At 65.0% G+C, this 25,550-nt stretch carries 20 protein-coding genes; 7 read left to right on the top strand and 13 right to left on the bottom strand.

Features of this window, described 5'->3' with window-relative positions:
• The first annotated feature begins 12 nt into the window (after positions 1–12).
• The 4 genes from FSY59_RS05190 (at position 13) to FSY59_RS05205 (ending at position 7,242) form a co-directional block, all read left to right on the top strand.
• A complete protein-coding gene (locus tag FSY59_RS05190) occupies positions 13–780 on the top strand; it encodes a LamB/YcsF family protein (protein ID WP_003058933.1) in 768 nt (255 codons plus the stop codon).
• Positions 781–785: 5 nt separating this feature from the next.
• Entirely contained in the window at positions 786–2,417 is a 1,632-nt protein-coding gene (locus tag FSY59_RS05195) for an urea amidolyase family protein (RefSeq protein WP_148728799.1), read from the top strand.
• A gap of 410 nt (positions 2,418–2,827) precedes the next feature.
• Entirely contained in the window at positions 2,828–4,552 is a 1,725-nt protein-coding gene (locus FSY59_RS05200; RefSeq protein ID WP_148728800.1) for a biotin carboxylase N-terminal domain-containing protein, read from the top strand.
• 206 nt (positions 4,553–4,758) lie between these two features.
• Entirely contained in the window at positions 4,759–7,242 is a 2,484-nt protein-coding gene (locus FSY59_RS05205; protein WP_148728623.1) for a heavy metal translocating P-type ATPase, read from the top strand.
• A 68-nt stretch (positions 7,243–7,310) separates the two neighbouring features.
• Here the strand turns inward: FSY59_RS05205 and FSY59_RS05210 are convergent, their stop codons facing one another.
• The 5 genes from FSY59_RS05210 to FSY59_RS05230 form a co-directional block, all read right to left on the bottom strand.
• Entirely contained in the window at positions 7,311–8,018 is a 708-nt protein-coding gene (locus FSY59_RS05210) for a riboflavin synthase (RefSeq protein WP_003058924.1), read from the bottom strand.
• Between the two features lie 93 nt (positions 8,019–8,111).
• A complete protein-coding gene (locus FSY59_RS05215) occupies positions 8,112–8,981 on the bottom strand; it encodes a FapA family protein (protein WP_255439174.1) in 870 nt (289 codons plus the stop codon).
• 144 nt (positions 8,982–9,125) lie between these two features.
• Positions 9,126–9,305: a hypothetical protein gene (locus FSY59_RS05220; RefSeq protein ID WP_003058919.1), complete on the bottom strand. Its 180-nt coding sequence runs from the start codon at positions 9,303–9,305 to the stop codon at positions 9,126–9,128.
• A gap of 194 nt (positions 9,306–9,499) precedes the next feature.
• Positions 9,500–10,738, bottom strand: coding sequence for a PLP-dependent aminotransferase family protein (locus FSY59_RS05225; RefSeq protein WP_148728625.1), 1,239 nt, complete (start codon positions 10,736–10,738; stop codon positions 9,500–9,502).
• Positions 10,735–12,153, bottom strand: coding sequence for a VOC family protein (locus FSY59_RS05230; protein WP_148728626.1), 1,419 nt, complete (start codon positions 12,151–12,153; stop codon positions 10,735–10,737). Before FSY59_RS05230 ends, FSY59_RS05225 begins: the two co-directional genes overlap by 4 nt.
• A gap of 173 nt (positions 12,154–12,326) precedes the next feature.
• Between FSY59_RS05230 and FSY59_RS05235 the strand changes: the two genes are divergently transcribed.
• Entirely contained in the window at positions 12,327–13,244 is a 918-nt protein-coding gene (locus FSY59_RS05235) for a LysR family transcriptional regulator (RefSeq protein ID WP_050871751.1), read from the top strand.
• Positions 13,245–13,371: 127 nt separating this feature from the next.
• On the opposite strand, the gene FSY59_RS05240 is transcribed toward FSY59_RS05235, so the two are convergent.
• Complete coding sequence (locus FSY59_RS05240) at positions 13,372–14,283, bottom strand: transporter substrate-binding domain-containing protein (RefSeq protein ID WP_003058910.1); 912 nt, start codon at positions 14,281–14,283, stop codon at positions 13,372–13,374.
• 464 nt (positions 14,284–14,747) lie between these two features.
• On the opposite strand from FSY59_RS05240, the gene FSY59_RS05245 reads away from it, so the two are divergent.
• The gene (locus FSY59_RS05245) at positions 14,748–15,401 is read left to right on the top strand and encodes a DUF2760 domain-containing protein (RefSeq protein ID WP_003058908.1); all 654 of its coding nucleotides are present in this window, start codon (positions 14,748–14,750) and stop codon (positions 15,399–15,401) included.
• 3 nt (positions 15,402–15,404) lie between these two features.
• The gene (locus tag FSY59_RS05250; protein ID WP_148728627.1) at positions 15,405–17,369 is read left to right on the top strand and encodes an Hsp70 family protein; all 1,965 of its coding nucleotides are present in this window, start codon (positions 15,405–15,407) and stop codon (positions 17,367–17,369) included.
• A 356-nt stretch (positions 17,370–17,725) separates the two neighbouring features.
• On the opposite strand, the gene FSY59_RS05255 is transcribed toward FSY59_RS05250, so the two are convergent.
• From FSY59_RS05255 to FSY59_RS05285, 7 genes are all read right to left on the bottom strand, one after another.
• Positions 17,726–18,757 (bottom strand): porin, encoded by a 1,032-nt coding sequence (locus FSY59_RS05255; protein ID WP_148728628.1) that lies wholly within the window; start codon positions 18,755–18,757, stop codon positions 17,726–17,728.
• Positions 18,758–19,000: 243 nt separating this feature from the next.
• Complete coding sequence (locus FSY59_RS05260) at positions 19,001–20,260, bottom strand: acyl-CoA dehydrogenase family protein (protein ID WP_050871748.1); 1,260 nt, start codon at positions 20,258–20,260, stop codon at positions 19,001–19,003.
• A 98-nt stretch (positions 20,261–20,358) separates the two neighbouring features.
• A complete protein-coding gene (locus FSY59_RS05265) occupies positions 20,359–21,375 on the bottom strand; it encodes an aldo/keto reductase (RefSeq protein WP_003058894.1) in 1,017 nt (338 codons plus the stop codon).
• A gap of 21 nt (positions 21,376–21,396) precedes the next feature.
• Entirely contained in the window at positions 21,397–22,356 is a 960-nt protein-coding gene (locus FSY59_RS05270; RefSeq protein WP_043370803.1) for an ABC transporter ATP-binding protein, read from the bottom strand.
• Positions 22,357–22,363: 7 nt separating this feature from the next.
• Positions 22,364–23,362: an ABC transporter ATP-binding protein gene (locus FSY59_RS05275; protein ID WP_003058891.1), complete on the bottom strand. Its 999-nt coding sequence runs from the start codon at positions 23,360–23,362 to the stop codon at positions 22,364–22,366.
• Positions 23,363–24,379: an ABC transporter permease gene (locus FSY59_RS05280; protein ID WP_003058889.1), complete on the bottom strand. Its 1,017-nt coding sequence runs from the start codon at positions 24,377–24,379 to the stop codon at positions 23,363–23,365.
• Positions 24,379–25,365, bottom strand: coding sequence for an ABC transporter permease (locus tag FSY59_RS05285; RefSeq protein WP_003058887.1), 987 nt, complete (start codon positions 25,363–25,365; stop codon positions 24,379–24,381). Before FSY59_RS05285 ends, FSY59_RS05280 begins: the two co-directional genes overlap by 1 nt.
• Positions 25,366–25,550: the final 185 nt, after the last annotated feature.

Here is a 25,550-nt window from a genome sequence, read left to right on the forward strand (position 1 = left end):
GGGAGAAGAATGATGAAAATGGATTTGAACAGCGATCTGGGCGAGAGCTTCGGCGCCTGGCGCATGGGCGATGATGCGGCCATGCTGGACATCGTCAGCAGCGCCAATGTGGCCTGCGGCTTTCATGCCGGCGACGCGGCCGGGATACTGGCCACGCTCAGGGCCGCCAAGGCGCGCGGCGTGGTCGTGGGCGCGCATGTGGCCTACCGCGACCTGTCGGGTTTCGGGCGCCGCAACATGGATGTGGCCAGCGGCGATCTGGTGGCCGACGTGATCTATCAGATCGGCGCTCTGCAGGGCCTTGCGCAGGCTGCCGGCACCAGCGTCCAGTATGTCAAGCCGCACGGCGCGCTCTACAACACCATTGCCCAGGACAAGCGTCAGGCCATGGATGTGATCAATGCCATCAAGGCCATCAATCCCAGGCTGGTGCTGATGGCGCTGGCCGGGGCGCCCCTGATCGAGTGGGCCCGCGATGCCGGCCTCAGCGTGGTGGCCGAGGCCTTTGCCGATCGCGGATACACGCCCGATGGCGCCCTGGTCTCGCGCCGCGAGCCCGGTGCCGTGCTGCACGACGAAAACCTGATCGCCGAGCGCATGCTGACCCTGGTGCGTGAGGGAGTGATCGAGGCCGTGGACGGAACTCTGGTGCGTGTGCAGGCCGACTCCATCTGCGTGCATGGCGACAGCCCCGGTGCCGTGGCCATTGCGCGCAACATCCGCCAGCGCTTCGAGCAGGAGGGCGTGCAGATCACCTCCTTTGTGGACACCGCGCCATGAGTGCCATGCGCTTTTTGCCCGTCAACCGCCACGCCATCCTGGTGGAGCTGGCCGACCTGCAGCAGACGCTGGTGCTGCTGGGGGCCCTGCAGGCTAGTCCCATTGAAGGCGTGCAGGAGCTGGTGCCTGCTGCGCGCACCATTCTTGTACAGTTTGCGCCCCATATCATCGGCGCGGCGCAGCTGGTGCGGCGCATTGCCGCCTGCGATCTGAGCGGCAGCGTGCAGCGCTCGGACGTGCTGGTGCAGATTCCCGTGCGCTATGACGGCGAGGATCTGGCCGAAGTCGCCCAGATACTGGGCCTCACGGCCGAAGAGGTGGTGCGCCGCCACACGGGCAGCGAATGGTCGGTGGCCTTTACCGGCTTTGCGCCGGGCTTTGCCTATCTGAGCGGCGGCGACCCCGTCTTCAATGTGCCGCGCCGGGCCACGCCACGTACCAAGGTGCCTGCGGGCGCCGTGGCGCTGGCCGGCAGCTTCAGCGCGGTCTACCCCCAGGCCAGCCCCGGCGGCTGGCAGATCATCGGCGTGACCGATGCCGCGATGTGGGATCTGGCGCGCGACCTGCCGGCCTTGCTGCAGCCCGGCTACCGCGTGCAGTTTGTCGATATTGCTACGCAAACAGAAGCTGCCAGCGCTCTATCCAGTTCGATTTCAGCTAGTAAAGTAGATGAAATCAATAAGGGTCAAACGCAAGCAGCTACGAATTTAAAAGCAAATGCTGCGGCCTTGCGTGTGCGCGCCACAGGCCTGCTCACGTTGTTTCAGGATAGAGGTCGCCATGGCCAGGCCGGCCAGGGCGTTTCGGCCTCGGGTGCCATGGATCAGGCGGCGTTCAAGGCGGCCAACCGGCTGGTCGGCAATGCCAGCCAGCAGCCGGTGCTGGAGACGGTAGGCGGTGGCCTGTCGCTGCAAAGCGTGGGCGAGAACGTAGTGGCCGTGACCGGCGCGGACGCTCCTCTCAGCATCACCACGGCCGACGGGCGCCGCTGGTCTGCGCCGCGCTGCGCTGCGATTGCGCTGGCCGATGGGGACACGCTGAGCCTGGGCCAGCCCGTGGCCGGTGCCCGCTGCTATGTGGCGGTGCGCGGCGGCTACGAAGTGGCTCCCGTGCTGGGCAGCGCTTCGACGGACACCCTGGCCCATGTCGGTCCGCCCGCTCTGCAAACTGGGCAGTTGCTGGCGGTGCTGCCGGCCCCCCATGCCGTGGTGGCCGAGCTGGCCCTGCCGCTGCAGGAGCTGCCGGCCCCGGACGGCGAAGTGTTGCTGGATGTGGAACTGGGGCCGCGTACCGACTGGTTCACGCCCGAGGCCGTAGCCTTGCTGGCCGTCCAGCGCTGGCAGGTCACGCCCCAGTCCAATCGCGTGGGCCTGCGACTGGCCGGAGAACAGGCGCTGACGCGCGCCGTGAGCAGCGAGCTGCCCAGCGAAGGCACGCCGCTGGGGGCCATCCAGGTTCCCGCCAGCGGCCAGCCCGTGCTGTTTCTTGCCGACCATCCGCTGACCGGCGGCTATCCCGTGATCGGCTGCGTGGCACCTCATCATCTGGATCTTGCGGGACAGATTCCCGTAGGGGCCTGGATTCGTTTCAACCCCATCCGCACCTTTGCAGAGCTGGTGCCTGCAGTCGCGGAGTGAGGAGTGACTTGATGAAAAAAGCTCTGATTGCCAACCGTGGCGAAAACAGCTGCGCAGCAGTTGTTTCACCAGATTACCGGGCCTGCGCAGCAGGCGGCGGCGGTCTCGCATCCCTGTCTTACGCTTGCTGAGGTGGCAACCATGATTACCAAAGTTCTGATTGCCAACCGTGGCGAAAACAGCTGCGCAGCAGTTGTTTCACCAGATTGCCGGGCCTGCGCAGCAGGCGGCGGCGGTCTCGCATCCCTGTCTTACGCTTGCTGAGGTGGCAACCATGATTACCAAAGTTCTGATTGCCAACCGTGGCGAAAACAGCTGCGCAGCAGTTGTTTCACCAGATTGCCGGGCCTGCGCAGCAGGCGGCGGCGGTCTCGCATCCCTGTCTTACGCTTCCTGAGGTGGCAACCATGATTACCAAAGTTCTGATTGCCAACCGTGGCGAGATCGCCGTGCGCATTGCACGCGCCTGTGCCGACTATGGCGTGAAATCCGTCGCCGTCTATGCCGATGCCGATATCGACGCCCTGCACGTGCGCCGTGCCGACGAGGCCTACGGCCTCGATGGCGACAAGCCTGCCGACACCTATCTGAACATCGCCAAGCTGATTGCGATTGCCAAGCGTTCGGGCGCCGATGCCGTGCATCCAGGCTATGGCTTTCTGTCCGAGAGCGAAGCCTTTGCGCAGGCCGTGCTGGATGCGGGTCTGATCTGGATCGGCCCGCGCCCCGACACCATCGCCAAGTTGGGCGACAAGGTCGAGGCGCGCAAGATTGCGCTGCAGGTCGGTGCGCCGCTGGTGGCCGGCACGCCCGATCCCGTCAAGGATGCCGACGAAGTGCTGGCCTTTGCCCAGCAGCATGGTCTGCCCATCATCATCAAGGCTGCTTTTGGCGGCGGTGGCCGCGGCATGAAGATCGCCTGGCGCATGGATGAGGTGGCCGAGCTCTATGCCTCTGCCGTGCGCGAGGCCGTGACGGCTTTCGGTCGTGGTGAATGCTTTGTGGAGCAGTTCCTCGACAAGCCGCGCCATATCGAGGCGCAGGTGATTGCCGACACGCATGGCAATGTGGTGGTGCTGGGCACGCGCGATTGCTCGCTGCAGCGTCGCAACCAGAAGCTGGTGGAAGAGGCTCCTGCACCCTTCATCACCGATGCGCAGCGTGAACGCATTCACAGTGCGGCAAAGGCGATCTGTGCGCAAGCCGGCTATGTCAGCGCCGGAACCGTGGAGTTTCTGCTCAGCGGCAATGGCGCCATTTCCTTCCTCGAGGTCAATACCCGCCTGCAGGTCGAGCACACCGTGACCGAGGAAACCACGGGCATCGATCTGGTGCAGGAACAGCTGCGCGTGGCCGACGGTCTGCCGCTGTCCTTCACGCAGACTCCGGCACCACGGGCCCATTCCATCGAGTTCCGCATCAATGCCGAAGATGTGGGGCGCGGCTTTCTGCCCACGCCGGGTCTGATCACGCGTTTTGCCCCACCTTCGGGGCCGGGTGTGCGACTCGATTCGGGTGTCGAAACTGGCTCTGTGATCCCCGGAACGTTTGACTCCATGATGGCCAAGCTCATCGTCACGGGGGCCACGCGTGAGCAGGCCCTGGCCCGTGCCCGACGTGCGCTGGCCGAGTTCCGCATCGAGGGCGTGGCTTCGGTGCTGCCCTTCCACAAGGCCGTGCTGAATCAGGCCGACTTTGTGGGGGCTGCGGGCTTCAATGTCCACACCCGCTGGATCGAGACCGAATTTGCCGAGCCGCTGGCCGCAGCCGCCCGCGCCGAGCCCGTGGCCGACACCAGCCTGCTGCGCACCGCCATCGAGATCGACGGCCGCCGCGTGCAGCTGGGCCTGCCCGCCATGCTGCTGCAAGGACTGTCTGCGCCGGCGACCGGTGCGACCCAGGCCGCAGTGTCGCAAAACGTGGACCCCGATGCCGTCATCTCGCCGATCGCCGGCAATCTGCATGCCTGGAAGGTGGCCGATGGCGACGAGGTCAAGGAAGGCGATGTGATCGCCGTGATGGAAGCCATGAAGATGGAAATGCAGGTTTCGGCCCACAAGAGCGGCCGCATCACGCTGGCCGTGCAGCCAGGCACTGCTCAGGCCTTGAGCGCCGTGATCGCGCATATCCGGTAGGCCCGGCCAGGTCAGGTCAGGCCCGGCCAGGTCAGGCACGGCCCGCACAAAGCGCGACCTCCGTGTCGCGCTTTGTTTTTCTGGCCTTGCTGCACTCAAGCCAAACTCCGCCTGTTTGCACCCTGCCGAAAGAGGTTTTTGCCGGGGGCTTGACCTTTACATGATGTCAATCTCTACAGTGGCCTTCAACGTGAATGGAGAACGCGATGAATGCACTGACCAAAAGCGGAGCCTTTGAGCTGTCTGTGGAAGGAATGACCTGCGCTTCCTGCGTGGGCCGGGTGGAGCGGGCGCTCAAGAAAGTGCCCGGTGTGCAGGAGGCCGTGGTCAATCTGGCCACGGAAAAAGCCAGCCTCACCGTGGCCGATCCGGCGCAGGCTGCGGCCATCCTGCCGCAGGCTGTGGCGGCGATCGAAAAAGCGGGCTACGCGGTGCCCGCGCAAAGCGTGGATCTGCAGGTGAACGGCATGACCTGCGCGTCCTGCGTCGGCCGTGTGGAGCGTGCGCTCAAGAAGGTGCCCGGAGTGCAGGAGGCGGTGGTGAATCTCGCGACCGAACGTGCCAGCGTGCAGCTGCAGGGCGGCGTGACGGTGGGCGCCCTGATCGCGGCGATTGAAAAGGCCGGCTATGAAGCGCAGCCCGTGGCGCACAGCGCCGGCGCGACTGGCGAGGACGCCACAGCCCAGCGCCAGGCACAGGAGCTCGAATCGCTCAAGCGTTCCCTGATCTTTGCGACCCTGTTCGCACTGCCCGTGTTTCTGCTGGAAATGGGCGGTCACATGGTGCCCGCGTTTCACCACTGGATTGCGGGCAGCATCGGCACGCAGAACAGCTGGTACATCCAGTTCGCGCTGACGGCCGTGGTGCTGTTCGGGCCGGGGCGGCGCTTTTTCGAGAAAGGCGTGCCCGCGCTGCTGCGCGCAGCGCCCGACATGAATTCGCTGGTCGCGGTGGGCACCTCGGCGGCATTCGCCTATTCGGTGGTCGCGACCTTTGTGCCGCAATGGCTGCCTGCAGGCACCGTGAATGTGTACTTCGAAGCCGCGGCCGTCATCGTGGCACTGATCCTGCTGGGCCGCTTTCTGGAGGCGCGTGCCAAGGGCAATACCTCGGAGGCCATTCGCCGCCTGGTGCAGCTGCAGGCCAAGACCGCGCGCGTGCGCAAGGGCGGCCATGTCCAGGAAATCGATATCGCCCAGGTGCGTGCCGGCGATCTGATCGAAGTGCGTCCCGGCGAGCGCATTCCCGTCGATGGTGAGGTCATTGAAGGCCGCAGCTTTGTCGACGAATCCATGATCAGCGGCGAGCCCGTGCCGGTCGAGAAGGTCGAGGGCGCCGAAGTGGTGGGCGGCACGGTCAATCAGAACGGTGCGCTGGCTTTCAGAGCCACCAAGGTGGGTGCCGATACGCTGTTGGCACAGATCATTCGCATGGTGGAGCAGGCCCAGGGCAGCAAGCTGCCGATCCAGGCGCTGGTGGACAAGATCACCATGTGGTTTGTGCCGGCCGTCATGGCCGCGGCCCTGCTGACCTTTGTCATATGGCTGATCTGGGGTCCCGATCCCGCACTGAGCTTTGCCCTGGTCAATGCCGTGGCCGTGCTCATCATTGCCTGCCCCTGTGCCATGGGGCTGGCCACGCCGACTTCCATCATGGTGGGAACCGGGCGTGCCGCGCAAATGGGAGTGCTGCTGCGCAAGGGCGAGGCACTGCAGCAGCTCAAGGATGCCAGGGTGGTGGCGGTGGACAAGACCGGCACGCTGACCCGTGGCCGTCCCGAGCTGACCGATCTGGTGCTGGCCGACGGCTTTGAGCGCGGCGCCGTGCTGGCGCAGGTGGCTGCCGTGGAAGACCGTAGCGAGCACCCGATTGCGCGTGCCATTGTCGATGCGGCCAAGGCCGAAGGGCTGGAGATTCCGGCCATCAGCGATTTCGCATCGGTGACCGGTTTCGGCGTGCGTGCCGTGGTGCTGGGCGACCAGGTGGAGATCGGCGCCGACCGGTTCATGCGCGAAATTGGCCTGAGCGTTGACGGCTTTGCGGCCGAGGCCGAGCGCCTGGGCAGCGAAGGCAAGACGCCGCTGTATGCAGCCATCGGCGGACGGGTGGCGGCCATGATTGCCGTGGCCGATCCGATCAAGCCCACCAGCAAAGCCGCGATCGATGCCTTGCACGCTCTGGGCCTGAAGGTGGCCATGATCACCGGCGACAACCGTCACACGGCCGAGGCGATCGCCAGGCAGCTGGGCATTGACGAGGTGGTGGCCGAGGTGCTGCCCGGCGGCAAGGTCGAGAGTGTGAAGCGCCTCAAGGCCGAGCATGGCACGCTGGCCTATGTGGGCGATGGCATCAACGACGCACCGGCCCTGGCCGAAGCCGATGTGGGCATTGCCATAGGCACGGGCACCGATATCGCCATCGAGGCGGCCGATGTGGTGCTGATGTCGGGCGATCTCTCGGGTGTGCCGAATGCGATCGCGCTGTCCAAGGCCACCATGAAGAACATTGGCGAGAACCTGTTCTGGGCCTTTGCCTACAACGTGGCGCTGATACCGGTGGCGGCTGGACTGCTCTATCCGTTCAACGGCATGCTGCTGTCGCCCGTGTTTGCCGCTGGGGCCATGGCGCTGTCCAGCGTATTCGTGCTCTCCAACGCACTGCGGCTCAAGCGCTTCAAACCCGCGCTCTGACAAGAGGGGCGGCAGCAACGGATGGACAGGCGCCGGAAGATGTTCCGGCGCTTATCCCGTGGCCAGGGCTATTGTCTGGGCAGTTGTGGCACGTCCACGAAGTCGTCAAGGCTCAGTCCTTTTTCCTGCAGCAGGGCTTCGAGCACGGGCTTGAGCCGGCCCAGGCTGGCTTCCACGGTTTCGCGCACGGTATCGACCACCACCTGGGTGCTGCGCTCGATCTCGATATTGACCAGATCGCCGACCTTCTTGTCGCCGAACACCGTCATGCGCAGGGTTTCGGGAATCAGCCAGACCTCGAACCAGCCCTCCTTGCGGTTCACTTCGGCCACTGTCAGGCTGGCGCCGTTGACGGCGATATAGCCCTTGGCAAACACATAGGGGCGAAAGGCCTCGGGAATGCCGAAGCGGATCTTGTGATTGGTCTCGGTCTGCATCACCTCCAGCAGCGGCGCCATGAAGTCCACATGGCCCGACAGCGGGTGGCCGCCAATCTCGGCACCGTCCTTGGCGGCGCGCTCCACATTGAGCGTGTCGCCGGCCTTGCAGCTGCCCAGCGTGGTGATGTTCAGGCTTTGCAGCATCACATCAAAGCTGGCGCTGGTGGGCGAGAGGTTTTCGGTCACCGTCAGGCAGACGCCGTCATGCGAGACGCTGGCGCCAATGGCCAGATCCTGGCAGAAGCCTTCGGGGAACTCCATGATGAAGGTGCGCAGGCCGTCCTGGTCGCGCAGCGCGGCAATCTTTGCCACGGCCTGAATGATGCCGGTAAACACGGGGCAGACTCTCTTATCAACAGGCGGACGCTGGGCGCCAGCCTTGGGTCAAAAAAGCTATTTTGCCTGTTTGCCCGGTAACCCGGCCAGCGTCTAGGCGAAGGTCGGTCGGCCTTCCCAGAAGCCGCTGATCAGCGCCTCGGGCTTTTTGAGCGCACGCACCCAGGCGCAGTCGGGCCAGGCCTGCATCTGCACATTCATGCCGGCAAACACGCCATAGCCCGGGCCGGCCGCGATCTCGCCATCGGCCTGCAGGGTCTCGCCGCTGCGGATGCTGCAGGCCGCGCGGATATCGCCCTGGGCCTTGATGCCCCAGCCGGCCTGAATATGGTTGCCGCAGAGGATGGCGTCGTTGCCGGCAATGCCGTGGCCTACATCGAGCAGGCCCTGCACCTCGATGGCGCCGCCTGCTTTCAGGCCCTTGCCGCAGTGCATATCGCCTTGCACCTGCACCTCCTGGCCGATATGGGCATTGCCCTTGAGCTTTACATGGCCGCCGCCGCGCAGCTCCCAGCCACAGCGCAGGTCTTCGGCGCGCACCTCGCCTTGCACCTCCACGCTCCAGGCCGCCTTGATGCTGCCGCCGGCCTGCAGAAGTTCACTGGCAAAGATGGCGCCGCCGCATTGAATCTCTTCGCCCGCTTCGAGCTTGCCCGCCCGTAGGCCGCCGCCCGCCTGCAGGCTGCGGCCTACCAGCAGCTGGCCGGTGACGCGCACATCGCCGTGCACGATCAGCGTGCCGGCATAGACGAAGTGGTCGGCCTCCAGATGCTCGAGCTCCAGCACGCTGTTGGTGGAGCCGAAGTTCTCCAGCAGCCAGCGTGCATCTTCCACACGGCCTGCGGCCACCTGGGTGTCCATGGCAGCCTGGTAGTCCCCGCCGGCCAGGTTGTTGCGCACAAACCAGCGGTAACCCATGGCACAGGGATTTTTGCCGCGCAAGAAATTTTGAGTGAGTTCCATGTCCATGGCTGACCTCCGGATCGTCCTTTGAGCAAGATGCGGTGCGCGTGGCAGTACAGGGCCGCGAAGGCGTGGACGTACCTCTCCCATGCACCAGGGAAATGCTTTTCTGGAAGGCCGTGCGGAGGATGTGAGCTGTGTGCTTCAAGCCTTCCGCACGGCGGCGGAAAGCATGGCCGTGACACCGCTCAGGCTCACGAATGCGGTGGGAATGCCATGGCGGCGGGTGTGTAGCGCACGCAGCACGCAGGCACGCGCGGACAGCTCTGCAGCAAGGGCAAAGCGGCGCAGGCGGGCGGCGGTGGACAGGTGCAGGCAGGCCATGGCAGGGAAGGTGTCAGAGCCCCGATTATGCCGCGCGGCCCGGGCTGGTGCAGATGACCCCCTGCTTGTCCGTTATTTCATGGCGCTGTGCATGGCCGGGCGCCGCGCAAGGGCCGCCCCGCAGCGTCGGTGCCGTCCCCCTCCGGCGAAGCCGGAGAGGGGGAAGACGCGAAGCGGCACAGGAGGGCTCTATCTCAGCGGCTTTGCGCTGCGGCCTGGCACAGACGCTCAACGGCCTGTGCGATCTGCGGCACTTCGGGTGCGGCAAACGACATGCGCAGCGTGTGCAGGTCGGGGTCGGCCGGATAGAAGGCCTTGCCTGGGACATAAATCACGCCCAGGGCCACGGCGGCGTCGAAGAGCTTTTGAGGATCGATGCGGCGGTCCAGCTCGGCCCAGACAAACATGCCGCCTGCGGGGCGCGAGCAGCGTATGCCGCTGTCCGGCGCCGCGTTCAAGCCCTGGACCAGGGCCTGCATGCGTCGCTGGTATTCCTGGCGCGCGCGCTGCACGGTGGCCGGGTAGCGCCCGCTGGCCAGATAGCAGGCGGCGACCGACTGCGTCAGCGGCGAGGTGCACAGGTCGGCCGTCTGCTTGGCCACCGTGCAGCGGCGCAGCAGCGGCGCGTCGGCCAGCATCCAGCCCACGCGCAGCGCGGGCGCCACGGTCTTGGACAGGCTGGACAGATAGACCACCGGGTTGCTGCCGTCCGCCGCCAGCCGCTCGCCCGCGGCGCGTACGGTGCCAGGCATGGCCTGGGGGAGACTGTCGGCATCGTCGAAGCGCAGCTCGCCATAGGGATCGTCCTCGACCACCCAGAAGCCGTGCTGCCTGGCCAGTTGCACCAGAGCCTCGCGGCGCTCGGCCGCCAGCAGCGTGCCGCGCGGGTTGGAGAAGTTCGGCACGGTGTAGAGCAGCTTGGGACGCTGGTCGGCGGGCAATGCGGCCAGCAGATCGGCCAGGGCTTTGGTCTGCAGGCCTTGCTCGTCCATGGGAATGGGCAGGATGCGCGCCTGCGCCAGACGCAGAGCCTGCAGCGTGGCCGGATAGGCGGGCACCTCGACCAGCACCGTGTCGCCGGGCTCGACGAGCACGCGCACCAGCAGGTCAAAGGCCTGCTGCGATCCGGTGGTCACCAGTATGTCGGCGGCCGTCGCCTGCATGCCGCGCTCGCGCGCCTGCTGCGCCAGGGCCTCACGCAGTTCGCTCAGGCCTTCGGTGGCGCCATATTGCAGCGCGCCCGGACCCTGTGTCATGGCCTGCGCGGCGGCCTGGGCCAGGCCTTCGGCATCGAAGAGGCTGGGCGATGGATAGCCGCCGGCCAGCGAGATCATGCCGGGGCGAGAAAGATAGGGAAACAGCTCGCGTATCGGCGATCCCGCAGGCTCGGCAAACACGACGGCAAAGGGTGCCAGTGCGCTGTCCTGACTCATGCCGCAGCTCCCGACAGCAGCCCGAGAACCTGAGCCCTGGATTGTTGCTCGCTGGCCTCGTACAAGGCGATTTCGTCATGCACGCGTGCGCCCAGTGCGCTCTCGAAGACCTGCTGCGCGGCATGGGCCTGGTATTGCTTTTGCTCCTCGCCGCCGAGGTTGGACTGGAAGATGCCGGCCGCGCTCACGGGCAGGAAATCCTCATAGGTGATCGGCTCGGCCTGCACCAGTCCCTTGCCGATCAGCGCTTCCAGATCTGCCTCGGCAGCGTCCTGGGGCAACTGAGCCTGAGCATGTTCGGTCAGGCTGTAGCGGTAGAAGGCCAGACCCTGGCGGCGAAGTTCCTCGTGGGTGTCGGGAAACTGCGTGAAGACCTGTTGCAGGCGGTGTGCATAGTCGGGCGCGGCGCTGCCCGCGCTGTCTATGCCGCGCACCAGACCCAGCAGCTCGTCGTACAGAGCGCGGCCCTTGCGTGTCAGCGCGACGCCGCGCTGCTCGATCTCGCCAAAGCGGGCGGTATGGGCGCCGGCATTGTCCGCGTTGGCGTCGGCATCGGTAAAGCGCACGGCCTCCTTGAGCGCCTTGAAGCTGGTCTGGCGCAGCAGGATCGGGCAGGCGCGCTGCGGCGGGCCTTCGACCACGTCCTTGGCATCCATGCCGCGCGCGGGCATATCGGCCTGGGCCAGGTCGATGTCCAGCGTGCGCGGCGTCAGATGGTTGATGTGGGGTCCCTTGAAGCACACCACATCGGCCACCAGGCGGTGGGCTTTCTGCAGGGCGTTGTAGGTCGCGGCATCCACGGTGGCGTCGCTGTGCCAGCGGAAGGTCTCCAGGGCCTGCTGCACAAAGGCGTCGGCATCGCCGCTGTCCAGGCCGCCGTCACGCTCGGCCTGGGCAATGAGCTCCAGTGCGCGCGGCGTGAAGATGCGACGGCGCTGGAGGATCTCGGCGGCCTGCGCGCGCAGCGCCTCATCGGCGATCAGCTCCAGACGCAGCAGCGAGGTGAAGACGCGAAACGGGTTGGCCAGCAGTGCCTCGTCGTGAACGGGGCGAAAGGCGGTGGAGTGCACGGGAACGCCGGCCACCGAGAGGTCGTAATAGCCCACGGGTTCCATGCCCATCACGGCGAACAGGCAGCGCAGCGTGGCCAGTTCCTCGGCCGTGCCCACGCGGATGGCGCCATGGCGCTCCACATCCAGGCGCTCAAGCTCGCCGCTGCTGCTCATGCGCTGGCGCAGCTCGGGATCGGCCTGCAGCGTCAGAGCGTTGACATCGGCAACCAGGTCGATCAGCGTGCCGTACTGGGGCACTTCCTTGCGGTACATCTCGGACATGGCGCGCGAGAAGCGCGTGCGGATCTCGTTGGAGGAGACAAATCGGGCAGCTGTGGAAGAGGCGTGGGGCGTGGCGCTCATGACGGAACAGAAGGGTCTTGGGGGTCGTGGGATGGCCGCGCCGCTGGCGTGGCCGCAGGAATATGCAGGATGTTGTGCGTCGCCATGACTTTGGTCAAACGATAATCCTGCCTCCAGGTCATACCTAAACGGAATGAACCTGCTGGCAGCCCCCACATTTACCGGTTCGTTCCATGCAGCTATCCCGTCGCTTTCTGCCCCCCATGTCCCTGCTCTGCGCCTTCGAGGCTTCGGCGCGGCACCAGAGCTTTACCGCGGCGGCCGCCGAACTGCATCTCACGCAAAGTGCCGTCAGCCGCCAGATCCGGGCGCTGGAGGAGCGGCTGGGCACCGAGCTGTTCGTGCGCGAGCGCCAGACCGTGCGCCTGAGCGCTGCGGGTCAGGTCTATGCGCAGGAGATTCGCGCCGCCCTGGCGCGCATCTCCAATGCCACGCTGGGCTTTCGCACCAATCCCCAGGGCGGCAGCCTGAACCTGGCCATCCTGCCGACCTTTGGTACACGCTGGCTGGCGCCGCGGCTGCCGCAGTTCTTCAGTGCCCATCCAGGCATCACCATCAATCTGACCACGCGGCTGTCGCAGTTCGATTTCCAGCTTGAAGCCGTGGATGCTGCCATTCATTTCGGGCTGCCGAACTGGCCGGGCGCGGAGCTGGAGTTCCTCATGAGCGAGACCGTGGTGCCGGCCTGCAGCCCCGATGTGGCGGCCCGCCATGGTTTTGCCCGGCCCCAGGACCTGCTGCGCGCGCCGCTGCTGCATCTGGCGTCGCGTCCTGATGCCTGGCAGCGCTGGTTCGGCAGCCAGGGCTGCCAGGGCGGTGATATGCAGGGCATGCTGTTCGATCAGTTCGCCACGGCGGCGCAGGCGGCGATTGCCGGCGTGGGCGTGGCGCTGCTGCCCAAGTTTCTGATCCTGCGCGAGCTGCAGGCCGGCGATCTGGTCCAGGCCCTGCCGCAACTGCCCGAGGTGCAAAGCGCCGAACGCTATTACCTGGCCTGGCCGACCAGCCGCTCGGCCTATCCGCCACTGCAGGCCTTCCAGGGCTGGCTCAAGCAGGTCGCGCAGGAGTTCGCTTCCTCTGCACCGCTGTAATGTAAAAAAGGAGCTGCTAGCGCAGCTCCTTCAAGGGATTGAGCAATGAATATGTCTGAAGTGCTTTACCAGCATGCGCAACCAGCTATCAATAAAGCATGGATCCAAGCGCAGGCCGGTGGTTGCTTCAGCTGTTGTAGGCTTCCAGCGGCTTGTCATTGGGTGCTTGCAGCAGCTGCTTGAGCGTCTCGCTCATGGGCAGGTTCAGCGGCATCTCCTTGGGCGGAATGGGCTGCATAAACCATTTGTCGTAGATCTTTGCCACTTCGCCGGACTTCATCATGCGCACCAGGGCATCGTCCACGGCCTTCTTGAAGCCGGGATCGTCCTTGCGCATCAGCAGCGCGATGGGCTCCGATCCCAGCGCCTCGCCCACGATCTTGTAGCCCTTGGGGTCCTTGGCGTTGGCGATCACCCCGGCCAGCAGGTTGTCGTCGAGCACGAAGGCGTCCGCGCGGCCGGACTCCAGCATCAGAAAGCTCTCGAAGTGGTCCTTGCCCAGCTGGGTCGGCAGCTTGACATTGTTCTCATGGCTGTATTTGCGCAGCAGCTGCACGGCGGTGGTGCCGGCCGAGGCTGCCACGGTCTTGCCGTCGAGCTGCTTGAACGAGGTCACGGGCGAGTCCGCACGCACGGCCATGCGCACCTGGCTGACATAGGTGGTGACGGCAAAGGCGACCTGCTTCTGGCGGCTGAGGTTGTTGGTCGTGGGGCCGCAGCCCAGATCCACCGTGCCGTTCTGCACCAGAGGCATGGTGTTCTGCGCGGTAATGGCCATGTATTCGATCTTGGCGCTGGGCACGATCTGGGCCAGAACCTTCTCGCACAGCTCCACGTGGTAGCCGGTGAAGCGGTGGTTGGCGCCTATGGCATAGGCCATGGGGGCGGAGCTCTCGCGCACGCCTATGACCACCTTGCCGGTCTTTTGCAGCTTCTCCAGCGTGCTGCCGGGGGCGGTCTGGGCCTGGGCACCGAAGGTGGTCATGGCGGCTACAAGGGCGGTACATGCCAGCGTCAGGTTCGCGGTCATCAGGCGCATGGGGGGGGCTCCTCGGAAAGTGGGCGTATGGAAAACGCAATGCTGTTGTTGTTCGGTCGTTCCTGGTGCCGCGCATTGCTGCAGCCCGTGAACCGGCAGGACCTGTGGCCGCAACGGCCTGTCTGTCAATGTCCTGCAGCAACTATCCGGCAAATGGCGGCGGCTTCATAACGATGAAACGGAAGAAGGTCATGCTTGCGGCGTATGACCCTGCAGCGCGCGCTTCGGTGCGGCCGCAGGCGCGGCAAAGCCATAGCGGGAAGGCAGATCGGGCTTTTTGGGTAATATCTGCGCCTATTGCACAGGCCCGCGCGCATCCGTTTGCGACGCGTCCAGCCTTGTGTCGCCAGGGCCGGCCGTGCTGCTGCCGCCTGGTCAGGCTCCGTTTTCGGTTCGCGCAGCCCAGCCCGCAAGGGCGCCACAGAATGATTGTGCGTGCGTGAACCCGTTTTGAGACAGACTCCATGACTGCCAATACTCCCCCCTCATTCCTGAGCCGCATCGCCATCGCGATCGGCAGTTTCTTTGCCATCCTCGGTAACGGCCGTCTGGCCGCCGACGTGACCCGTGTGCGCGCCGGTGAGGCCTTTGCCGCCGACGTCGCGCCCAAGGAAGTGCGCGTGGAAGTGCCGGTCGAGAAGATCGTCGAGGTCCGCGTCGAAGTGCCGGTCGAGAAAATCGTGGAGAAGACCGTCGAGGTTCCGGTCGAAAAACGCGTCGAGGTGGAAAAACTCGTCGTCACCGACAGCGCCGCCCTGCAGTTGCTGGGACTGATGCAGCGCGAAGCCCGCTTTGTGGACTTCATCCAGGAAGACGTCGCCCCCTATACCGATGCCGAAATCGGCGCTGCCGCACGCGTGGTGCATGAAGGCTGCCGCAAGGTGCTGCGCGAGCATTTCACACTGAGCCCCGTGCGCAGCGAAGCCGAAGGTTCGCGCATCACATTGCTGGCCGGCTTTGACGCCGCTGCCGTGCGCCTGACAGGCAATGTGGTCGGTCATGCACCGTTCACCGGCACGCTGTCCCACCGTGGCTGGCTGGTGACGGAGGTCAAGCTGCCTCAGCTCATCGACAGCCAGGCCGCCAAGGTCATCGCCCAGGCCGAAGTGGAGCTGTAAACCATGAACATGTTTGCCTCCATTGCCGCATCCGGTGCGGCCCCCCAGGCCGCGCCCGTGGCTGCTGGCGCTCAGCCGCAAGGCGCTGCTGCACAGGTCGATGTTCCATCTGCCGGCGCTCGGTTCAGCATCGGCATCGATCTGGGCACCACGCACTGCGCGCTGTCCTATGTGAACAAGACCGCCAGCGATGGCGAGAAGGTGGTGCAGGGCGTGCTGGACATCCCCCAGCTCACGGCTCCAGGCAGTGTCGAGGCCAGGCCCCTGCTGCCGTCCTTTCTCTATCTGCCGCACCAGAGCGAGCTGACCGAGGCCGAGCGCAGCTTGCCCGGCGCGCCCGGCGATTTCATCACCGGTGAATTTGCCCGCAGCCGTGGCGCGGCCACGCCCATCCGCCTGGTCAGCAGCGCCAAGAGCTGGCTCTGCCACCCCGGCGTCGATCGCCGCGCCGGCATTCTCCCCGCCGATGCCCCCGAGGAAGTCAGCCGCATCTCGCCGCTGACCGCTTCCACCCGCTATCTCGAGCATCTGCGCCGCGCCTGGGAGCAAGCCCATCCAGAGGCCCCGTTCGAGCAGCAGGACATTACCGTCACCATCCCGGCATCGTTCGACCCCGCCGCGCGCGAGCTGACGGCCGAGGCCTGCAAGGCCGCAGGTTTTGCCAGACTGACGCTGCTCGAAGAACCCCAGGCCGCGCTGTACAGCTGGATCCAGGCCAGCGGCGGCCAATGGCGCAAGCAGGTCCGGCATGGCGACATCATCCTCGTCGTGGACGTGGGCGGCGGCACCACCGACCTGTCGGTGATCGCGGTGCTGGAGCGCGAAGGCAATCTGGAGCTGCAGCGCATTGCCGTGGGCGAACACATTCTGCTGGGCGGCGACAACATGGACCTGGCCCTGGCCTATGGCGTGGCACGCAAGCTGGCGACCGAGGGCAAGCAGCTGGATGCCTGGCAAACCCGCGCGCTGGCCCATGGCTGCCGCGTTGCCAAGGAGCAGTTGCTGGCAGATAGCAGCCTGCAGGCCGTGCCCGTGGTCGTACCCAGCCGGGGCAGCAAGCTCATCGGCGGCAGCATCCGCACCGAAGTCACCAAGGACGAAGTGCTGGCCATGCTGGTCGAGGGCTTTTTCCCCAAGGTGGCCGTCAGCGACAAACCCAAGACCCGTGCGCGCGGCGCGCTCACGCAGCTGGGCCTGCCCTATGCGCAGGATGCCGCCGTCACGCGCCATCTGGCGGCCTTTCTGAGCCGCCAGGTTCATGCGCTGGCCGAGATCGAGGGCCTGAACGGCGATCAGATCGACGGCTCCACCTTTCTGCATCCCACGGCCATTCTGTTCAACGGCGGCGTGCTCAAGGCGCCGCAGATCGAGCAGCGCATTCTGGAAGTCATCAACGGCTGGCTGGACGACGAGGCCTGCGAGCCCGCGCGTCTGCTGGACGGTGCCAACCTCGATCTGGCCGTGGCGCGTGGCGCGGCCTATTACGGCCATATCGCCACCAGCGGCCGCGGCGTGCGCATTCGCGGCGGCACGGCCCAGTCCTACTACGTGGGCGTGGAGAGCAATATGCCCGCCATCCCCGGCATGGAGCCGCCCCTGTCCGCCCTGTGCCTGGCACCGTTCGGCATGGAAGAGGGCACGGAAGTCGCGCTGCCTGACGAAGAGTTCGGCCTGGTCGTGGGCGAGCCCGTGCGTCTGCGCTTCTTCGGCTCGTCCGTGCGCCGCACCGATCAGGTCGGCGCCATGCTGGACTTCTGGTCGCCCGAAGAGCTGGTGGAGCTGCAGGAGATCGAGCTGAATCTGCCCGCCGCCGGCCGTGCGGCCGGCGAGGTGGTGCCCGTGACCCTGGAGGCGCGCGTGACCGATATCGGCACCCTGGAACTCAATGCCGTTCCCGTGGGCGGAAGCGAGCGCTGGAAGGTGGAATTCGATGTGCGCGCGGAGACCTCTGCAGAGGTTGCCGAGTAAGGCCGTTGAGCCGCTTGGCTGCGAAAGCCCGCTGGCCGATTGGTTGGCGGGCTTTTTTGTTCTGGACACGGCTTACGCAGAAGCGGGTTCAGGCTGGGCGACTGCTTCTGCACCCAGGCCCTTGTTGCATTCTTGTTGGCGTAAGTTCTGCCGGAGTTTGCGGTTGCCTGTCTGCCCGTGTCCAAGGCATGTCGCCCAAACCAGCCAGTGGCAGAAGCGATCTGAAACAGAAACTTCAGGCCAGATCAGCTTCTGGCCCCGTCACAGAAAGCGCGATCAGCTCATTTCTTTGAGGAAGCAGGGCGCGCACCATGCCCACCAGCAACATGGCACGCGCCCGCCACTCAAGCAGAGGTCTAGAACGCGTGGCGCAGACCGATGCTCAGGCTGCTGGCATCCTGCCCATGGCCCACACCACCCTTGAAGTTATAGCCATAGGCCACGCCGGATCCGTTGTCGATGCGCGTGTAGGCCGCGTAGAGCTTGGTGCGCTTGCTCAGGTGGTGGTTGTAGCCAAGAATCCACTGGCGTGCGCTGCTGCCGGGCACATGGCTCCAGCGGCTGGCCCAGCCGTAGCCCAGGGCGACTTCCGAAGCGCCGACCCGGTAAACCGCGGTCACGCGTGCCGCATCGCGGCTGCCGCAGCCGGCACCGCCATGGCTGCACAGCGAGCCTGAACCGTTGTCCGAACGCTGGTAGTAGGCGCCGATCTGCAGAGCGTTCCAGAGGTAATGGCCGCGCAGGGCGAACTGCCTGTCGTCGCCCAGCTGGGTAAAGCCCGCCCCCAGGGCCAGCGCGCCGCGTTCCCAGTTGGCATAGAGGTCATAGCCGTTCTTCTGCACGGTGCCAGCCGTCTTTTCGTGCAGCGATGCCTGGGCTTCCACCGTCAGTCCGGCCATGACCGGGCTGCGGTAGGCAATCTTGTTGGTGTTGCGCATCACATAGTCGTAGAGCGCATCGGCGATGGCTCCGGTGTCGTGGTTGGGTTCGTCCAGCGCACCATAGTCGGCAATGCCGAAATAGGTGGCGGCACCGAAGCGGCCCAGACGCAGCTTGCCCAGGCTGCCCGATAGGTTGACTTCGCTCTGGCGCTGAAAGGCCAGCGCGCCGGTGCTGCCTGTGCCGGCACCGGTGTCGGACTCAAAGCCGGATTCGAGCTGAAAGCCGGCCCTGAGGCCGCCGCCCAGGTCTTCGCTGCCCACAAAGCCAAAGCGCGAGTTGTTGTTGAGCAGTCCGGTCAGGCTGTTGGCGCCGACCTTCTGGTGCTCGAGCGAGGTGTTGAGACGGCCATAGATCTGCACGCTGCTTTGTGCGGGTGCGGCGGAAGCTCCGGCGGTGGCCAGAGCGGCGAAGAGGATACGAGACGCAGTTGTTGTTTTGACTGGCATGTAGCGGCTAGCCTTCGATCTTTGCTATGAAACTTGCGCGAACCTGCGCGCTTGTAACAAGGCAAATCCCGTGCCAGCGGACATGCACCGGTTTGGACTGTGGTCTCCTTGAGGTCCTGCCCGCGCCTGCGTTCGGCAGCACTGCTGCGCAACAGGTTGACGGACTACGTGTGCTTTGGGGCAACCTCTCTGAGAGAGTCGGATACCTGCTCGGCCAGAGGCCGGCTGCGATTGTGTGCAGCTCTAGAAGACGCGACCCTCTTCCAGATGGGTACGTGTGCCATTGAGCTCGTAGTCGCCCACGACCCGTGATTTGTGCAGCAAGGGGTTGTGGCTGAAGATGGTGCGCAGATTGCGCCAGTGCCTGTCCAGATTCAGCTTGCGTGAGGTGGCCGAGGCTCCACCAACCTCGAACAGCCGCTCGGCGGCGTTGAGAGCCAGGCGGCTGACGACGAGCTGTGTCTTGGCCGTGGCCAGTGCGCCATGCAGCACGATGTTCTCGGTGTCGTCATGCTCCAGCAGCAGTGCCTCGGCGCCCAGGTCGAGCTGGCGGGCGTTTTCTGCCACCAACTGGTCTATGGCATAGCTGGCTGCGGCCAGCTCTCCCACCACGGCCTGCACGAAATGATCATCGCACGAACGCTCGGCAGGACTGTGCATGGCCGGGCGTCCGAGGTGCAGTACATAGTGACGTGCATCGCTAAAGAGGTTGCGCACTATGCCGGCTGCGGTGGCCACCAGAATCAGCTGTCGTAGTGCCGAAGCATGGCGGCCAGGCAATTGCTCACGGGAGCTGGGACTGATCTCGTCGTCGTACACCAGCACATTGTCCAGCTCCACGCTGCCGCTGGCCGTCAGGCGCTGGCCCATGCCGTCCCAGTCGTCGAGCACGCGTACGCCTTCGCGCTGAACGGGTATCACAGCCGTGATGCCCTGCTCCTGTGCGTTGACGGCAAAGACATTGAAATAGTCCGCATAGGCGGTTCCGGTGGCGTAGTACTTTTTGCCATTGAGGCGGTGGTGTTCTCCCTCGCGCCGCAGTGTCGAGGTACTGATACCTGCGCGTGCCGTGCCCAGCTCGGTGAATGCACCGCCGAACAGCTTGCCTTCCAGCACCCAGCCGATCTGGCGCTGTGCCAGCGGCGAAGGGCTTCGGTCCAGGCGCAGCAGCTCGGTCGTGTTGAAGTGAGTGCGCAGTGCATGGGCAACGTTCGAATCTGCTGCAGCGAGCGTGGCAACCACCTCGATGACATCGGCGATGGATCCGCCGGGGCCGCCTTGCTCGCGACCTATGCGCAGTGCCCCTATGCCTGAAGCACGCAGCAGATCAAAAGCCGCAAAAGGGGCTTCGCGCTGCAGCTCGCGCTGCGCCGCGCCGGGAGCAATGGCTGCGGCGAGCTGCGGCAGACCCGAGAGTATGTCTGTGCGGCCTGGGCGAGCGGATGGCGCTGCAGATTCCTGTGCGGCCGCGGCTTGCCGCAGAGGTGTGACGAATGCATTCATCGGTGATGGCCTGTTTCGGACTTTGAGCGGCAGACGCCACCGTGAAAGCCAGGTCAGGCAGAAGTTTCACGATGGTGCCTGCAGAGGCGTCTGCCGGCCTATGCGGCGGCAACGTAGGGAATGCGGCCTTCCACAGGGTGACCGGGGTCGGTGAAGCCCAGTGTTGAAGGATGGCCGGCAGCTACCAGGCGGTTGACCAGGGCTTCGTCCTCGGCAGTGAACCGGTAGTTCAGGGCACGGATATAGCCTTCCCACTGCTCGGGAGTGCGGGGGCCGGCAATTGCAGAGGTGATCAGGCGGTTGTTGAGCACCCAGGCCAGAGCAAAATCGACGGTGCTGATGTCGCGCGCGTCGGTGTGCTGTTTGATTTCGGCAGCGATGTCGATGGATTCGGGACGCCACTCGGTCTCCAGCAGGCGTTTGTCCTTGCGTGCGGCGCGTGAGCCAGGATCGGCAGTTTCCAGGCTCGGGTACTTGGCTGTCAGCACGCCTCGCGCGAGAGGGCTGTAGGAGACCACGCCCAGTCCATAGGCTGCAGCCGCCGGCAACTGCTCTGCTTCGGCCGTGCGGTTGACGATGTTGTAGAGCGGCTGGCTGGCGATGGGGCGGTCTATGCCTTCGGCATCGGCCAGGTGCGCCACCTCGGCAATGCGCCAGCCGCGGAAGTTGGACAGGCCAAAGTAGCGCAGCTTACCGGCGCGGATCAGATCGCCGATGGCGCGGACTGCCTCGCCTAGCGGGGCATCGAAATCTGCGCGATGAAAGTACAGCAGGTCAATGTAGTCTGTGCCAAGGCGGCGCAGGCTGTTTTCCACCGATTCGATGATCCATTTGCGCGAGGTGCCGGCACGATTGGGGCCTTCGCCTAGCGGGTTGCCGAACTTGGTCGCCAGAACCCAGTCGTTGCGGTCTGCGGCCAGGGCACGACCCACAACCTGCTCGGTCACGCCCTTTTGATAGACGTCGGCGGTATCGATGAAGTTGATGCCCTGGGATTTGGCCCTGGCGATGATCTCATGCGAGGTCTTTTCATCGGTGGGGCCTCCAAACATCATGGTGCCCAGTGCGAGGCGGGAGACTTTGAGGCCGCTGCGGCCCAGATAGCGATAGGTCATGGAGATGGCTTTGATCGGTGGTTAGTGGAGAAAGGAAATCACAGAGGTCTGTGGATGGTGGCAAGCGACCTGGTGGCCGCCTCCCAGATCGGTCAGTGCAGGCTCCTGCCTCAGGCACAGTTCGCTGGCCCTGGGGCAGCGAGGATGGAAACGGCAGCCCGACGGCAGGTTCTGCGGACTTGGGAGATCGCCGCTCAGCGGGGCTGCCTGCCGGTGGCGGGATGGGTCGGGCACGGCATCGATCAAGGCCTGGGTGTAGGGGTGGCGAGGAGTGCTCCAAAGGCTGCGGCGATCGGCGCTCTCGACGATGCGCCCCAGATACATGACTAGCACGCGGTCGGCAAAATACTGCACCACGGACAGATCGTGCGAGATGAACAGGTAGGAGAGACCGAACTCGCGTTTCATCTCGACCAGAAGGTTCAGAATCTGGGCCTGAATCGACAGGTCCAGGGCTGACACCGGCTCGTCGCAGACCACCAGATCTGGCTGCAGCATCAGAGCCCGTGCAATGCCCAGGCGCTGGCGCTGGCCGCCCGAGAATTCATGCGGGTAACGACTCAAAGCGCTGCGCGGCAGGCCTACGCGGTCGAGCAACTGCTCCACTTGCCTGCGGCGCTGGGAACGATCACCGAGGCCATGCACCTGCAACGGTGTCTCGAGAATGCTGCCAATGCTGTGGCGCGGATTCAGCGAGGCGAACGGGTCCTGGAAGATCATCTGCATGCGCTTGCGCAGGCCGCGCAACTGGGCGCCCTTGAGCGGCAGGATGTCCTGCCCGTCGAGCGTGATATGCCCTGCCGTCGGTGTTTCGAGCCGCAGCAGGCTGCGACCCAGGGTGGATTTGCCGCAACCCGACTCGCCCACCAGGCCCACGGTTTCGCCGCGTTCCACGGTGAAGGAAACGCCGTCCACGGCGCGCAGCACGCCCTTGGGCAATTTGAAATGGGTCTGAAGATCGCTGACGTTCAGCAGGCTCATGGCAATCCTAGGAAAAATTGGCGTTCTGCGTGGCAGCGGCAGGCAAGGTGACGGGGCAAGCACTGAGGCGCTTTGGTCCGGCATCCATCAGTGGCGGCACGGCGATGCGGCAATAGGCCTGGGTGTGCGGGCAGCGCGGGGCGAAGGCACAACCTTGCTGGCCGATGGCCGAGGCGATACTGCCGCGAATTTCGCTCAGGGGGCCGTCCTGATAATGCGCTCCGGGCTGCAGCCGCGGCGATGCAGCCAGCAGACCCCGGGTATAGGGATGCAGGGGGTGCTCGAAAAGCGGGCCGGGGCTTGCCTGCTCGACCTCGCGGCCGGCATACATGACGACCACGCGATCGGCCCATTGCGACACCACGCCCAGGTCATGGGTGATCAGAATCAAACCCATGGACAGTTCCTTGCGCAGGCGATCCAGCAGATCCAGCACCTGGGCCTGGATGGTCACGTCAAGGGCCGTGGTCGGCTCGTCCGCAATCAGCAGGCGCGGGCTGCAGGCAATGGCCATGGCGATCATCACGCGCTGGCGCATGCCACCTGAGAGCTGATGCGGAAAGTCGTCCACCCGCCGCTGGGGATCGGGGATACGGACGGTGTCCAGCAGCTCCACGGCGCGCAGCCGCGCCGACCTGGCGGAAAGTCCCTCATGCTGGCGCAGCACCTCGGCGATCTGCCAGCCGACGGAGTAGACGGGGTTGAGCGATGTCATGGGCTCCTGAAAGATCATGCCGATCTCGCGTCCACGCAGACGTCGCATCGATTGCTCGTTCAGCTGCAACAGATCGTGGCCGTTGAAACGGACTTCGCCTTCGGCGATACGCGCCGCGCGCGGCAGCAGCCTCATGAGCGCCAGTGCTGTCAGCGATTTCCCCGAGCCCGACTCGCCGACGATGGCCAGGGTCTCACCAGCATTGACGCAAAAGCTCAGTCCACGCACCGGATCATGCTGCGGGAAACGGATGCTCAACCCGCGTACATCGAGCAAGGTCTGTCCGCTCATTCAGCGCTCCTGCGAAAAACGTGGGTTCAGCGCGTCGTTGAGGCCGTCGCCGATGAGGTTGAAGGCCAGCACGGCAAACACTATGGCCAGGCCCGGCGCGGCGGTCAGATACCAGGCGGTACGCAGCAGCTCGCGCCCCGCGCCGATCATGCTGCCCCAACTGACGACATTGGGGTCGCCCATGCCCATGAAGGACAGCGCGGATTCCAGCAGAATGGCCGAGGCCACCATGACCGAGGAGGTGACGATGATCGGGGGCAGGGCATTGGGAAGGATTTCGCGCAGGATGATGCGGGCATGCGAGTAGCCCAGGGCACGCGCGGCCAGCACAAAGTCCTTTTCGCGCAGCGAACGGAACTCGGCGCGCACCAGGCGAGCCACGGTCGGCCAGGTCACCAGACCTATGGCCATGACGATCGTGCCTATCGCCGGTTGTGCAATGGCGACCAGAACGACCAGCAGGATGAAGCCGGGAATGGTCTGGAACAGCACCACCACGCGCTGCAGCACGTCATCGACCCAGCCTCCGAAATAGCCGCTGATCGAGCCGATACCGATGCCCAGGCTCAGACCGATCAGGGTTGCCGAGATGCCTACCAGCAGCGAAATCCGGGCGCCGTGGGCAATGCCGGCCGCTACATCACGCCCCATGGAATCGGTGCCGAGCAGAAACTGCGAGTCCTGGCCTGGCCAGAGAAAGGGCTGGGCCACCATGTCCAGCGGATCGCCGGGATAAAGCCAGGGGGCAGCCAGGGCCAGCGCCAGAACCGCCAGCAAAAAGGCGCAGCCCAGCATGGCCGTTGGGTTGTGCAGAAAAATGCGCAGTGCTCGATGGCCCTGGCTTGTGCTGCCTGCACTGGCCTCGCTGGTGGTGGTACGCACTGCATCGGGTGCGTGCACATTGGGCCAGGGGGGCGCCGGCTCGGGCGCTGCGGCCTCGTTGCGCGCGGCAGTCGCAGCCGATGTAGCCGCGTTCGGTGCGGTCTGCAGCAGATCAGGTGTGGATGACAGGGACATCAGCGAACCTCGATGCGCGGGTCCAGCCACGCGTGCAGCAGATCGACCAGCACATTGGCGGCGATCACCAGCAGGGAAGACAGAAACAGCACGCCCATCAGCACATTGAAGTCACGGCTGAGCACGGCTTCGAACGCGAGCCGACCCAGGCCAGGCCAGCTGTAGACGGTTTCGACGACCACGGCGCCGCCAAGCATGCCGCCCAGGTGCATGCCCGCCATGGTCGTGACGGGTAGCAGGGCGTTGCGCAATACATGGCGCAGCGTGATGCGCCAGGGAGAAAGGCCCTTGGCTGCTGCGGTGCGCACAAAGTCCTGGGACTGCACCTCCAGCATGGCCGCACGTGTCAGCCGCGCATAGATGGCGACAAAGAACAAGGCCAGCGAGGTGGCAGGCAGGACCATGTAGCGCAACTGGTCCAGCACGGCAGCCAGACCGCTGAGCTGCGAGCCAATGCTGGCCGATCCGCCGCTGGGCAACCAGCCCAGCTGCACCGAGAACAGCACGATCAGCATCAGCCCGACCCAGAAGCCCGGCACCGAATAGAACAGCAGGGACAGCACCGAGAGCAGGCGGTCGGGCAGGCGGCCTGCGAAGTACGCCATGGCCGCGCCCAGCGCGATGCCCAGCGTCAGCGCGATGGACAGGGCCAGCCCCATCAGCAGCAGCGTGCTTGGCAGGCGCTGAGCTATCAGAGCCATCACCGGCATGTTGTAGCGTGGCGAGAAGCCCAGGCTGAGATGGGCGAGGTTGCCCAGATAGGCCTGCAACTGCTCGAACACTGTCAGATCGAGCCCGAAGCGCGAGCGCAGTGCCGCCAGGGTCTCGGCCGTGGCCGCGCCGGCTTCACCGGCCATGACATCGGCGGCATCGCCCGGCGTCAGCTGCAGCAGCAGAAAGTTCAATACGGCGACGCCCAGCACGGTGGGGACCGCATATTTCGCATTGGACCAAAGCGAACGTAATAAACGTGGAGTGGCATTCATGGGGAATCGTGTGTTAATCCATGAATGATAGAGGCGTAAATATTCAGTGGAATCTGTTTATTGAGCCTGATTTCTTATATCGATCATTGAAAAATAAATAAGAAAGGCCTCATGAGTGAATTAGTAGATAGTAGAGGAACGCATATTATATTTTTGAGATTCTTGTTTATGTTTGAAAAATCTAT

The organism is Comamonas sp. Z3 (genome assembly GCF_008121565.1).
Lineage (GTDB): Bacteria > Pseudomonadota > Gammaproteobacteria > Burkholderiales > Burkholderiaceae_C > Comamonas > Comamonas brasiliensis.

What these genes read in the sequence shown, in the direction of transcription:
- FSY59_RS05190 (WP_003058933.1), top strand. Translation starts at nt 13, where the DNA reads ATGAAAATGGATTTGAACAGCGATCTGGGCGAGAGCTTCGGCGCCTGG.
- FSY59_RS05195 (WP_148728799.1), top strand. Translation starts at nt 786, where the DNA reads ATGCGCTTTTTGCCCGTCAACCGCCACGCCATCCTGGTGGAGCTGGCC.
- FSY59_RS05205 (WP_148728623.1), top strand. Translation starts at nt 4,759, where the DNA reads ATGAATGCACTGACCAAAAGCGGAGCCTTTGAGCTGTCTGTGGAAGGA.
- FSY59_RS05215 (WP_255439174.1), bottom strand. Translation starts at nt 8,981, where the DNA reads ATGGAACTCACTCAAAATTTCTTGCGCGGCAAAAATCCCTGTGCCATG.
- FSY59_RS05220 (WP_003058919.1), bottom strand. Translation starts at nt 9,305, where the DNA reads ATGGCCTGCCTGCACCTGTCCACCGCCGCCCGCCTGCGCCGCTTTGCC.
- FSY59_RS05225 (WP_148728625.1), bottom strand. Translation starts at nt 10,738, where the DNA reads ATGAGTCAGGACAGCGCACTGGCACCCTTTGCCGTCGTGTTTGCCGAG.
- FSY59_RS05230 (WP_148728626.1), bottom strand. Translation starts at nt 12,153, where the DNA reads ATGAGCGCCACGCCCCACGCCTCTTCCACAGCTGCCCGATTTGTCTCC.
- FSY59_RS05235 (WP_050871751.1), top strand. Translation starts at nt 12,327, where the DNA reads ATGCAGCTATCCCGTCGCTTTCTGCCCCCCATGTCCCTGCTCTGCGCC.
- FSY59_RS05240 (WP_003058910.1), bottom strand. Translation starts at nt 14,283, where the DNA reads ATGCGCCTGATGACCGCGAACCTGACGCTGGCATGTACCGCCCTTGTA.
- FSY59_RS05245 (WP_003058908.1), top strand. Translation starts at nt 14,748, where the DNA reads ATGACTGCCAATACTCCCCCCTCATTCCTGAGCCGCATCGCCATCGCG.
- FSY59_RS05250 (WP_148728627.1), top strand. Translation starts at nt 15,405, where the DNA reads ATGAACATGTTTGCCTCCATTGCCGCATCCGGTGCGGCCCCCCAGGCC.
- FSY59_RS05255 (WP_148728628.1), bottom strand. Translation starts at nt 18,757, where the DNA reads ATGCCAGTCAAAACAACAACTGCGTCTCGTATCCTCTTCGCCGCTCTG.
- FSY59_RS05260 (WP_050871748.1), bottom strand. Translation starts at nt 20,260, where the DNA reads ATGAATGCATTCGTCACACCTCTGCGGCAAGCCGCGGCCGCACAGGAA.
- FSY59_RS05265 (WP_003058894.1), bottom strand. Translation starts at nt 21,375, where the DNA reads ATGACCTATCGCTATCTGGGCCGCAGCGGCCTCAAAGTCTCCCGCCTC.
- FSY59_RS05270 (WP_043370803.1), bottom strand. Translation starts at nt 22,356, where the DNA reads ATGAGCCTGCTGAACGTCAGCGATCTTCAGACCCATTTCAAATTGCCC.
- FSY59_RS05275 (WP_003058891.1), bottom strand. Translation starts at nt 23,362, where the DNA reads ATGAGCGGACAGACCTTGCTCGATGTACGCGGGTTGAGCATCCGTTTC.
- FSY59_RS05280 (WP_003058889.1), bottom strand. Translation starts at nt 24,379, where the DNA reads ATGTCCCTGTCATCCACACCTGATCTGCTGCAGACCGCACCGAACGCG.
- FSY59_RS05285 (WP_003058887.1), bottom strand. Translation starts at nt 25,365, where the DNA reads ATGAATGCCACTCCACGTTTATTACGTTCGCTTTGGTCCAATGCGAAA.